This window comes from Flexivirga sp. (assembly GCF_051955415.1).
In the GTDB taxonomy this organism is placed as follows: domain Bacteria; phylum Actinomycetota; class Actinomycetes; order Actinomycetales; family Dermatophilaceae; genus Flexivirga.
The window spans coordinates 1-10,478 of sequence record NZ_JBQCGS010000085.1 but is presented as its reverse complement, the minus strand read 5'-3'; the positions used below and the strand labels follow the sequence as shown (position 1 = coordinate 10,478).

Here is a 10,478-nt window from a genome sequence, read left to right as displayed (position 1 = left end):
GGCGACGGCGCGCAATGGGGTGTGCGAGTCCGGCGAGTTCTGTTTGTACTACAACTCGAACGAGGCGGGTTCGGTCTCGGACTTCAACACCTCGATCTCGGATTATGGTGCGACGCAGCCGGGTTGTTATGAGTTCAAGGGTGCTGGGGCCGGTCAGGGCTTGTGTGTGAAGAATCAGGCGGCGTCGGTGTGGAATCGCACGGGCAAGACGGTTTACGTCTATTACAACAGCGGGTATGCCGGGGCGAAGCAGTCGTTCGGTGCTGGGGTGAAGGGGAATCTGAACGCCACGTTGAAGAACAACAACGCGGCGCACCACATCGGCGCCATCTCCGGCACGGTCAGCGGCGCGACGGTGATCTCCCGCGCCAAGGTCTGGGTCGACGCCGGCGTCCCCTACAGCCAGACGCACTACTACCAGGGTTACCGGGAGGACTGCTCCGGTTACGTGTCCATGGCATGGGGACTGGCCAAGCCGGGCACGACGACTGCGGGAATGCCCAACTACGGCAGGTACATCAGCAAGTCCGCGCTGCGCAAGGGCGACGTGCTGCTGAACTCCACTGCCGGCAGCCAGGGCCACGTGGTGATCTTCGAGAAGTGGGCGAACACCGCGCACACGTCCTACTGGGCCTATGAGGAGAGCGGCAGTCACGGTGCCGTGCATCGGGTGAACCCCTACCCGTACTACGCGGGCTACGGCACGTTCAAACCGTTCCACTACAGCAAGCTGTCCTCCTGAAAAGCGCTGTCGGTCGGCATGATTCAGCTGGAGGACGCCGGACCAGCGACGTCCTCCAGCTGCCGGCCGAACGCCTTGTCGAACTCCTCGCGCGCGGCCAGATCGGCCGACGCGCGGGCGGCGCGTTCCTGCCGTCGCAGTTCCCCGGCGGCGGCGTGCTGGCCCTGCTTGGCCAGCACCACCGACAGGTCGTGCATGGCCGCGGCGACGCTGAGCGGCCGGTCCAGCGCGGTGCACTCCTCGATGCTCTCGCGCAACTCCTGCTCCGCCTCGTCGAGCCGTCCGAGCGCGGCGAGCGCGCGGGCCCGGGTGCGCCGGGCGCGTGCGGCGAGGAAGAGGTCCTGGGAGTCGACAGCGCGGCGCCATACGACGTCCGCCTCGTGCAGGGCGTCCGCGTCGCGACCGAGCTGGTAGCTCATCTCCGAGCGCGCGTCGAGCGCGTAGGACAGCAGATGCTGCTCACCCAGATCCTGCAGCAAGGTGGTCACTTCGGTGAGCAGCACGTTGACCGAGCCCAGGTGGTGCTGGCGCCAGCTGACCCGGGCGAGCTCGATGGTGGCGGTGGCATAAGCGATCCGGTCACCGTCGGTCGCCAGCAGCTCCCGGGCACGCATCAACTCCTGCTCGGCGGCGGCGAGTTCGTCGTAGTCGTTGTGCAGCACGCCGCGCACCGTGCTGGCCCACCCGGCGTAGGTCGGGTCCTCGCCGCCGGCCAGCAGACCCTCGGCGCGGGACAGCGCCGCCTCCACCTCGGGCCGCCGGCCCAGGGACAGCGCCGCCTGGGCGGTGACGATGTCGGCGGCTGCGGCGGCCCGGTTGGCGCCCAGCAGGGTCAACGCCTTGCGCGCACCGCTGGCTGCGGTGAGCGCGGCCCGGGACTCCGAGCGCAGATCCTGCCGATGCCACGCCTCGGCGAGCTGCAGCAAGGCACGGCCGAGCTGCTGGTCGGAGGAGGCGGAGTCCAGGCGCTCGCGGACCGTCGAGGCGATGCCCAGCCAGCTGCCATGGCCGGCGAAGGTGTGTTGCGCGTTGGCGGCGGCGACCAACAGGCGCCAGGACAGCTCCGGCAATGTGCCGGCCACGGCTTCGGCGACGGTCAGCATCGCTCGTCCGTCGGCCCGGAAGAAGGCTCGTGCCGCGGCGACACCGGTGCGCGGCGGGGAGGGGGAGGACCACCGAGGCGGGACGGTGCCCGCCGGCTCGTCCGGCATCGGCGGTGGCGTGGGTACGAAGCGCCGGTGGAAGGCGTCATGGAATCCGGCGGCGCGGCGCAGCAGTTCGCGTCCCAGGTCGGTGAGCGCCACGTGCTGTATGGCCTCGTCGACCGGCCGGGCGGCGCGGGCGAACTGCGCGACCAGACTGTGCAGCCGGTAGGTCGTGGTCTCGTTGTCGCGTTCGACCGGTTCGATCAGGTTGGTCGCCAGCAGCGTCTCGACCAGGTCGTCCCCGGTGTCCTCGTCGTGCAGGATCGTTCCGGGCATCCAGCCGCTGAGGCCGCTGAGCGGCAGATGCGCCAGCAGCGAGATCGCCTGCTGTTCGCCCTCGGTACGACGTTCCCACACCAGCTGGACACTCTTGCGCAGGCCGTCCAGCGCATCCCGGCCACCGGTCGAGCTGGACAGCAGCCGTTGCGCCATCGGCCCGAACTGTCGGTCCGGCCGGTGTGCGAGCCGTCCGGCCACGAGGCGGATGGCCAGCGGCAGCCGGCCGGTGGCGTTGAGCAGCGCGGTCGCCCCGTCGACGTCGGCTGCGACACGGTCGTCGCCGATGAGCGCAGCGAGCAGCACCCGGGCATCGTCGATCTGCAAGGACCGCAACCGGATCGAGGACCAGTCCTCCACCTCGGTGTCGATGCCGCGCGACGTCACGATCGCCATCGACCCCGCGGACACGGGCAGGATCTGCTCCAGTGCGTCGGCGATCCGTGCGGTGACCTCCGGCAGGTTGTCGATCACGATGACGACGCGGCGTTCCTCCAGGATCGACCGGAAGAGGCCGATGCGCGCGGTCACGTCCTCGGGTATGGCGCGGGTCCGGACACCGAGCAGTCGCAGGAAGGAGCCGAGGATGCCCGACACGTCCAGTCCGTCGGTGTTGCCGAGGTCGGCATACAGCGTCCCGTCGGGGAAGCCGTCCTGCACGTTGCGGGCAGCTCGGATGGCCAGCGCGCTCTTACCGACACCGGTCAGCCCGGTGATGGTGACGAGCACGGCCTCCTCGCCGGCGCGTTCGGCGGCGCACCGGATGTGGCGGATCTCCTGGTCCCGGCCGACGAAATGGGACGGGTCCCGGGGCAGCGTGCGTGGCACCGGCAACTGCGCGACGCCCGCGGTGTGCGTGGTCGCGGGTGCGTCGGTCGTGGCCGGTGGTGGCGCTGCTGGTGCGGACGCTGCCTCCCTGCCCGGGCCCGTCCCGACGGCCTGGCGCGGCCGGTCCGGTGGTTCGGTGGCGGACGCTGCTCCGGCCGCCGGGTCGGCGCTGTGGAGCACGTCGTGATGCGCGGTGCGCAGCACTTCGGACGGCGCGACGCCGAGCTCCTGGTCCAGCCGCCGGTAGATGTCCCGGTAGACGCGCAACGCCTCCTCCTGCCGGCCGGTGGCAGCGAGGACGCGCATCAGCTGCGCGGCGAACGTCTCGTGGAACGGCTGATCCTGCACGAGAGCGGTCAACCGCGTTGTCAGGCCACGCAATTCGCCCAGCCGGATGGCGATCTCGTTGCATTCCTCGATGACGGCCAGCCGCTCGCCGATGAGCGTCTCCTGCGCCAGGTGCACCTCGTCGGTGAGCGGTATGTTCTGCAGCGGCGGCCCGGCGAACAGCTCGATCGCCGCGCTGAGGCGGCCCCACCGGTCGGCGTCGTCCGTGCCTCCCGCGATCAGCTCATGCCATGCGGCGCGGTCTGACCGCACGCCGTCCACGAGCCGGTATCCGGTCTTGGTCGTCTCCAGCAGGGCGCGTTCGCGGCCCTTGCGGCGCAGCCCGGACACGAGCGCCTGCACGCGGTTCCGCGCCGATGACGGTGGGTCGTCACCCCAGATCCACGGCACGAGTGAGTCCGCGGCCACCGATCCGCCGTCCGGGCACATGGCGACGCGGGCCAGTAGCGAGCGCTCCAGCTGACTGAGCGGCAGAGGCGCGGAGCCGCACAGGAGTTCGACCTGACCCAGCACGCGAAGGTGGGCGCAGTCCCCTGCAGTACGCATGGCAGTCACGGTAATCCGACGTACCGGGACGGTGTCGGTTCCGCAGGTGCGGATTTGTCATGCTGCGGCTCGGGGAGCGACGGCCGCCCAGGCGACCGTCAGTTCGCCCAGCCGCCAGCGTGCCGGACCGTCCAGCAACGGCCACCCGTCGGCGCGCAACGCGGTTGCCGTTGCGAGGAACCGCTGCCGGGCGCCGTATGACGCGTGCGGACCGGCCTTGGCCCAGGCGAGGTCGAGAGCGCGCAGGAAGTCATGGATCGGCTCGCCCGGCACGTTGCGGTGGATCAGCGCCTTGGGCAGTCGTTCGGCGACGACGCTCGGGGTCGCCAGGTCGCGCAGGTGCAGGGACAGGCTCAACGACCGTGGGCCGCAGCGGTCCAGGGTGACCCAGGTCATCACGCGTCCGATCTCGTTGCAGGTGCCGTCGATGAGCAGCCCGTGCGGGTGCAGGCGGTCCTGGAGGCGCCGCCACGCCGCCGGGACCTCCCGCTCGTCATACTGACGCAGCACGTTGAACGCCCGGACGACGGTGGCGCTGCCCGCGACCGGGATCTCGAAACCGCCTCGAACGAAAGACAACCCGTCTGCAGTGAACGGAGCGGCGGCCGCGACCCTGGCCGGGTCGATCTCGACACCCACCACTCGTGCGTCGGCACGCAGGTCGCGCACGCGTTGGTGCAGCTCCACCGCGGTGCGCGGATTGGCGCCGTACCCGAGGTCGACCAGCAACGGCGGTTCGGCCGGGCGACGCAGCAGCCGCGACTGGGTGCCGAGCAGCCAGCGGTCACAGCGACGCAGCCGGTTGGGTGCGGTGGTGCCGCGGGTGATGGATCCCACCGGACGTTCCACTCGCACCGCGCAAGGATAGGGGTGCGAGACTGGGCGAGTGACGACAGCTCCCGACCGGCCGTGCCCGGTGCGCCGGGTCGCGATGATCAGCGTGCACACCTCACCCCTGGATCAGCCGGGCACCGGCGATGCCGGCGGCCTCAACGTCTATGTGGTCGAGACCGCAAAACGCTTGGGACGGCTCGGGATCGAGGTGGAGATCTTCACCCGTCGCACGTCTGCCGCGCTGGCCGAGACCGTGCAGCTGGCGCCCGGGGTGCTGGTGCGGCACATCGACGCCGGACCCTACGAGGGCCTGGCCAAGAACGACCTGCCCGGTCAGCTGTGCGCCTTCGCCGCGGGCGTGATGCGGCACGTCGCGGCCAGTCCGGAGGGGCACTACGACCTGGTGCATTCGCATTACTGGCTCAGCGGGCAGGTGGGCTGGCTGGCTGCCGACCGGTGGGACGTGCCGTTGGTGCACACGATGCACACGATGGCCAGGGTCAAGAACGCGTCGCTGGCGGCCGACGACCGCCCCGAACCCACCGGGCGTGAGATCGGTGAGGAGCAGGTCGTCCGCGCGGCGAGCCTGCTGGTCGCCAACACGCCGCGGGAGGCCCGCGAGCTCGTGGAGCTGTATGACGCGGATCCCGAGCTGGTCGAAGTCGTCTCTCCCGGCGTCGATCTGGACATCTTCACACCGGGGGACACCGCCGCTGCGCGGTCGGCGGTGTGCCTGCCCGAGGACGCCGAGGTGGTGCTCTTCGTCGGCCGGATACAGCCGCTGAAGGCCCCCGACGTGCTGCTGCGCGCGGTGGCGAAGCTGCTCGAACGTGACCCGGCGCGTCGGGACCGGCTGGTGGTGGCCGTCCTGGGCGGCCCGAGCGGCACCGGGCTGGACAAGCCGCGCGGCCTGCAGCAACTGGCCCGGCAACTGGGCATCGCCGACGTGGTGCAGTTCGTGCCGCCGGTCAGCCGGGCGGACCTGGCGCAGTGGTACCGCGCCGCGGATCTGCTTGCGGTGCCGTCCCATTCGGAGTCGTTCGGTCTCGTGGCCCTGGAAGCCGAGGCGTGCGGCACGCCGGTGCTGGCGGCCGACGTGGGCGGCCTGCCTGACGCGGTCGGTGGTGCCGGACGACTGGTCGACGGGCATGATCCGGACGACTGGGCGACCGCACTGGGTGACCTGTTGGCCGACGAACCGGTCCGCAGGGCGCTGGCCGGCACGGCGGTCGAGCACGCCGCCGCCTTCGGCTGGGACGCCACCAGCGAACGGTTGCTCGAGGTCTACCGCCACGCCTGCCGCTCCGTCGTCGAGGAGCCACCCGATCTGGGCACGCCGAGCTTCGCCGGTGTCCCGTCCGCGCCCATCCCGTGACCGACGCCTGAAAGGCCAGCAGATGACCGACATCCAGCAGACCGTCGAGCACTACCTCACCGAGACCGAGGTCGAGTGGGAGCTCGGCGCCCGTGACGGCGAATTCGTCGTCACTCTGCCGGGGGAACGCAAGCTGAAGACGGTGCTGTCCCTCCTCGTCGGCGAAACCGCCCTGCTCGCAACGGCTTTCGTCATACGGCACCCGGACGAGAACCACGCCGATTTCTACCGGTACCTGCTGCGGCGCAACCTGCGCCGACCGGGCATCGCCTACGCGACCGACCAGCACGGTGACGTCTTCGTCGTCTCCCGCACGCCGGTCGCGGCGGTCGATGCGGCATACCTCGACACCCTGTTCGGCATCGTCCTGGAGGCTGCCGACGAGGTCTTCAACGAGTTGCTGGTCATCGGTTTCCGCACATCGATGCAGAAGGAATGGGACTGGCGCATCAGCCGGGGCGAATCCACCCGCAACCTCGAGGCGTTCCGCCAACTCCTGGACCACGACGCCGACGAGACCGACCGCTCCTAGACTGGCGCGCATGAGCGAGCGCAGCGAGCGACCAGAGAGCACAGGGCATGGCGAGACCCGACGAGGGAGGGGTTCGGCATGACATACACCCTGGTGCTGCTTCGTCACGGCGAGTCCGAGTGGAACGCCAAGAACCTCTTCACCGGCTGGGTCGACGTGCCGCTGAGCGACAAGGGTCGCGCCGAGGCCGTGCACGGGGGGCAGCTCATCGCCGACGGTGGTGTGCTTCCGGACGTCGTGCACACCTCGTTGTTGCGTCGAGCCATCTCGACGGCCGCGCTCGCGCTCGACACCGCCGACCGGCACTGGATCCCGGTGCGCCGCAGCTGGCGGCTCAACGAACGCCACTACGGCGCGCTGCAGGGCAAGGACAAGAAGGCCACGCTGGAGCAGTTCGGCGAGGAGCAGTTCATGACCTGGCGCCGCTCGTTCGACGTGCCGCCGCCGCCCATCGAGCAGGGCAGCGAGTTCAGCCAGGCGGGCGACCCGCGGTATGCCGACCTCGGCGACGAACTGCCGGCGACCGAGTGCCTCAAGGACGTCATCGCGCGGTTCCTGCCCTATTGGGAGCAGGCGATCGTCCCGGACCTGCGGGATGGCAGGACGGTGCTCGTCGCCGCGCACGGCAACTCGCTGCGGGCGCTGGTCAAGCACCTCGACGGCATCAGCGACGACGACATCGTGGGCCTGAACATCCCGACCGGTCAGCCGCTCGTCTACCGCCTGGACGAGGACCTGCAGCCGACCGTGCGCGGCGGCGAATACCTCGACCCGGTCGCGGCGAAGGCGGCCGCCGAAGCCGTCGCCAACCAGGGCCGTTGAGCCGTCATTGAATCGTCGGCGGGCGCCTAATCGGCGACCGTTGCCGGTTGTGCACGCCATCCGGTCGCGGATGTGCGCCTAATCGGCGACCGTTGCCGGTTGTGCACGTGTTCGGGACGTCCCCGTATGACGCCGGCCTCAGCGCTGCAGACCTTCGTCCTGGTTGCCGTAGCGGCCAGTGACGAGGTAGACGATGCGGTCGGCGACGGCGACGGCGTGGTCGCCGAAACGTTCGTAGTAGCGGCTGATCAGGGTGGTGTCGACCGCCGCTTCCGTGCCGTGCTGCCACGTGCGGTCGAGCAACTCGCCGAAGATCCTCCGGTGCAGTTGGTCCATCTGGTCGTCGATCGACTCGATCTCGACGGCTCCGTGGACGTCCTTGTTCGCGATCGCCCGGCCGGTGGCGCTGACCAGGCGCTCCGCGACGTCCGCCATCTCGCGCACGGTGCCGTGCAGGCTGTCCGGCACGGCACAGTCGGGGTAGCGGCGGCGGGCCGCCTTGGCCACGTGCCGGGCCAGGTCACCCATCCGTTCGATGTCGCTGGCCATGTGCATCGCGGTCACCACCATGCGCAGGTCGGTGGCGACCGGTTGCTGACGGGCCAGCAGGTCGACCGCTCGATCGTCCACCTCGCGCCGCAGCGCGTCGATGTCGTCGTCGGCGGCGATCACGCTCTCGGCCGTCGGCAGGTCGGTGCCCAGCAGTGCGGTGGTCGCGCGGCGCATCGCCGCACCGACCATCGTGGTCATCTCGACCAGGTCGTCGGACACCTTGTCGAGATCGTCGTGGAATGCGTCGCGCATCGGAACGTGAGTCCTTGTCCGGAGAAGGTGGGGTCGGATCGGTCGGTCCGGACTCTACTGGCGGGCATGTCACGGGGCCCGCTGCTGCCCTCCGGTAGGTCCGTCCACGGTGGACCATCCCAGTCATCGGTGAACACGACGGGACGCCCAGATGAACGCTCGGCGGACAGCCGTCATACAGCGCCGCTGAGGTGAAAAGCGGGTGTCCCAGGTGCGTACATTGGTCGCCGTGATGGTCGCAGTCGTTGCCGCCGTGGTGGCGTTGATCGCCGGTGTCGGCATCGGTGTGCTGCTGCGGGGCCGTGCCCGGCCGGCGCCGGCGGCGGCGCCGATCTCCCCGTTGGCTCCTGCTGCGAGCGACGTCCTGGACGCCCTGCGCTCGGTGGTGGTCGTGCTCGACGCTTCGGACAAGGTCGTGCGGTCCAGCCCGAGTGCCGGGGCGCTGGGCCTGGTGCGCGACACCGAACTCGCCCATGCGCGCCTGCTCGAGCTGGCCCGCGAGGTCCGCCGGGACGGGCAGGTGCGTGAGGTCGAACTCGAGCTGGCCCGCGGCCCGCTGGGCAGCGCCCAGCTCATCCTCGCCGTCCGGGTCGCGCGGCTGCGTGCCCGCCACGTCCTGGTGCTGATCGACGACCGCACGCAGGCCAGGCGGGTCGAGGAGATCCGCCGCGACTTCGTCGTCAACGTCTCCCACGAGCTCAAGACGCCGGTGAGCGGGCTGACGCTGCTGGCGGAGGCGGTGGACGAGGCGCGCGACGACAGCGTGGCGGTGCACCGCTTCGCCGGCCGGATGCAGGTGGAGACCACCCGGCTGGCTCGACTGGTGCAGGAGATCGTCGATCTGTCGCGCCTGCAGGCCGATGACGCGCTGGACGAGCCGGTGCTGGTCGACCTGCGCGACTGCGTGGAGGACGCCGTCGCGCACCTGCAGGTGCTGGCCGACGACAAGAACATCGCCATCGGGACGGCATGGGGCGACCCCGCCGTCCCGGCGCAGGTGTATGGCGACGCCAACCTGCTCACCACCGCGCTGCGCAACCTGGTGGAGAACGCCGTCAACTACTCCGACGGCGGCACCCGGGTCGGGATCACCGTGGAACCCGGCGCCGACTTCGTCACGGTGCTGGTCAAGGACCAGGGTGCCGGCATACCACCCGGCGAGATCGACCGGATCTTCGAGCGGTTCTACCGGGTCGACGCGGCACGATCGCGGCGCACCGGAGGCACCGGCCTGGGGCTGGCGATCGTCAAACACGTGTGCGCCAACCACGGCGGAGATGTCACCGTCTGGTCCGAACCGGGCCAGGGGTCGACCTTCACCGTCCGGCTTCCCGCGGCCCGGCCGGCGCCGCCGCACAGTCCCGCATCACCACCCCGTCATACCCAGCCACAGACGACACGGAAGGTCACCCCATGACGCGCATCCTCGTGGTCGAGGACGAAGTTTCGATCTCCGACCCGCTGACCTACATGCTCGGGAAGGAGGGTTACGAGGTCGCCCTGGCCGAGACCGGTCCGGACGCGCTGCTGGAGTTCGACCGCAGCGGAGCGGATCTGGTGTTGCTGGACCTCATGCTGCCGGGCATGTCGGGCGTCGACGTGTGCCGGGTGCTGCGACAGAAGTCGACGGTCCCGGTCATCATGCTCACGGCCAAGGACAGCGAGGTCGACAAGGTCGTCGGTCTCGAGCTCGGTGCCGACGACTACGTCACCAAGCCGTACTCGGCACGTGAACTGCTGGCGCGGGTCAAGGCGGTCCTGCGAAGGGGCCAGGACGCGGAGGAACTGCTGCCCCCGACGCTCGAGGGCGGACCGGTCCGGATGGACGTCGAACGTCATACCGTGGTGGTGTCGGGTGAACCGATCTCCTTGCCGCTGAAGGAGTTCGAGCTGTTGGAGCTGTTGCTGCGCAACACCGGACGCGTGCTGACCCGCGCGCAACTGATCGACCGCATCTGGGGCAGTGACTACGTCGGGGACACCAAGACGCTCGACGTGCACATCAAACGGCTGCGCGCCAAGATCGAAGCCGACCCGGGCAATCCGCAGCACATCCAGACCGTCCGCGGCCTGGGCTACAAGTTCGACACGGCCTGAGCATCGGCCGGTCCCGCAGCCGCTGGCTCGACGGACCGGCGCGGGAGGAGAAACCGACCCGGGGGGGGG

Annotated in this window: 9 protein-coding genes; 6 read left to right on the top strand and 3 right to left on the bottom strand. The window is 70.1% G+C overall.

The window, feature by feature from the left end:
- The coding region (locus tag ACTHL4_RS14700; protein ID WP_440283508.1) for a peptidase inhibitor family I36 protein at positions 1-742 on the top strand (742 nt) is incomplete at its 5' end.
- 23 nt (positions 743-765) lie between these two features.
- Here the strand turns inward: ACTHL4_RS14700 and ACTHL4_RS14695 are convergent.
- Positions 766-3,945, bottom strand: a complete 3,180-nt coding sequence (locus ACTHL4_RS14695; protein ID WP_440283507.1) for a BTAD domain-containing putative transcriptional regulator — start codon at positions 3,943-3,945, stop codon at positions 766-768.
- Between the two features lie 57 nt (positions 3,946-4,002).
- Positions 4,003-4,794 (bottom strand): class I SAM-dependent methyltransferase, encoded by a 792-nt coding sequence (locus tag ACTHL4_RS14690; RefSeq protein WP_440283511.1) that lies wholly within the window; start codon positions 4,792-4,794, stop codon positions 4,003-4,005.
- 82 nt (positions 4,795-4,876) lie between these two features.
- Here ACTHL4_RS14690 and mshA point away from each other — a divergent pair, with 82 nt between their 5' ends.
- The 3 genes from mshA (at position 4,877) to ACTHL4_RS14675 (ending at position 7,508) form a co-directional block, all read left to right on the top strand.
- The gene (gene mshA, locus ACTHL4_RS14685; RefSeq protein ID WP_440283510.1) at positions 4,877-6,154 is read left to right on the top strand and encodes a D-inositol-3-phosphate glycosyltransferase; all 1,278 of its coding nucleotides are present in this window, start codon (positions 4,877-4,879) and stop codon (positions 6,152-6,154) included.
- Positions 6,155-6,176: 22 nt separating this feature from the next.
- On the top strand, positions 6,177-6,686 hold the full coding sequence (locus ACTHL4_RS14680; protein WP_440283506.1) for a YbjN domain-containing protein: 510 nt from the start codon (positions 6,177-6,179) through the stop codon (positions 6,684-6,686).
- A gap of 78 nt (positions 6,687-6,764) precedes the next feature.
- Positions 6,765-7,508, top strand: a complete 744-nt coding sequence (locus ACTHL4_RS14675; RefSeq protein WP_440283505.1) for a phosphoglyceromutase — start codon at positions 6,765-6,767, stop codon at positions 7,506-7,508.
- 138 nt (positions 7,509-7,646) lie between these two features.
- Here the strand turns inward: ACTHL4_RS14675 and phoU are convergent, their stop codons facing one another.
- Entirely contained in the window at positions 7,647-8,312 is a 666-nt protein-coding gene (phoU, locus tag ACTHL4_RS14670) for a phosphate signaling complex protein PhoU (RefSeq protein ID WP_440283504.1), read from the bottom strand.
- A 232-nt stretch (positions 8,313-8,544) separates the two neighbouring features.
- Between phoU and ACTHL4_RS14665 the strand changes: the two genes are divergently transcribed.
- A complete protein-coding gene (locus tag ACTHL4_RS14665; protein WP_440283509.1) occupies positions 8,545-9,729 on the top strand; it encodes a sensor histidine kinase in 1,185 nt (394 codons plus the stop codon).
- Positions 9,726-10,409 (top strand): winged helix-turn-helix domain-containing protein, encoded by a 684-nt coding sequence (locus ACTHL4_RS14660; RefSeq protein ID WP_440283503.1) that lies wholly within the window; start codon positions 9,726-9,728, stop codon positions 10,407-10,409. Before ACTHL4_RS14665 ends, ACTHL4_RS14660 begins: the two co-directional genes overlap by 4 nt.
- Positions 10,410-10,478 lie beyond the last annotated feature (69 nt).

Excerpts from the sequence above, each read along its gene's own strand:
- ACTHL4_RS14675 (WP_440283505.1), top strand. The coding sequence starts at position 6,765 with ATGACATACACCCTGGTGCTGCTTCGTCACGGCGAGTCCGAGTGGAAC.
- ACTHL4_RS14665 (WP_440283509.1), top strand. The coding sequence starts at position 8,545 with ATGGTCGCAGTCGTTGCCGCCGTGGTGGCGTTGATCGCCGGTGTCGGC.
- mshA (WP_440283510.1), top strand. The coding sequence starts at position 4,877 with ATGATCAGCGTGCACACCTCACCCCTGGATCAGCCGGGCACCGGCGAT.
- ACTHL4_RS14660 (WP_440283503.1), top strand. The coding sequence starts at position 9,726 with ATGACGCGCATCCTCGTGGTCGAGGACGAAGTTTCGATCTCCGACCCG.
- phoU (WP_440283504.1), bottom strand. The coding sequence starts at position 8,312 with ATGCGCGACGCATTCCACGACGATCTCGACAAGGTGTCCGACGACCTG.
- ACTHL4_RS14695 (WP_440283507.1), bottom strand. The coding sequence starts at position 3,945 with ATGCGTACTGCAGGGGACTGCGCCCACCTTCGCGTGCTGGGTCAGGTC.
- ACTHL4_RS14680 (WP_440283506.1), top strand. The coding sequence starts at position 6,177 with ATGACCGACATCCAGCAGACCGTCGAGCACTACCTCACCGAGACCGAG.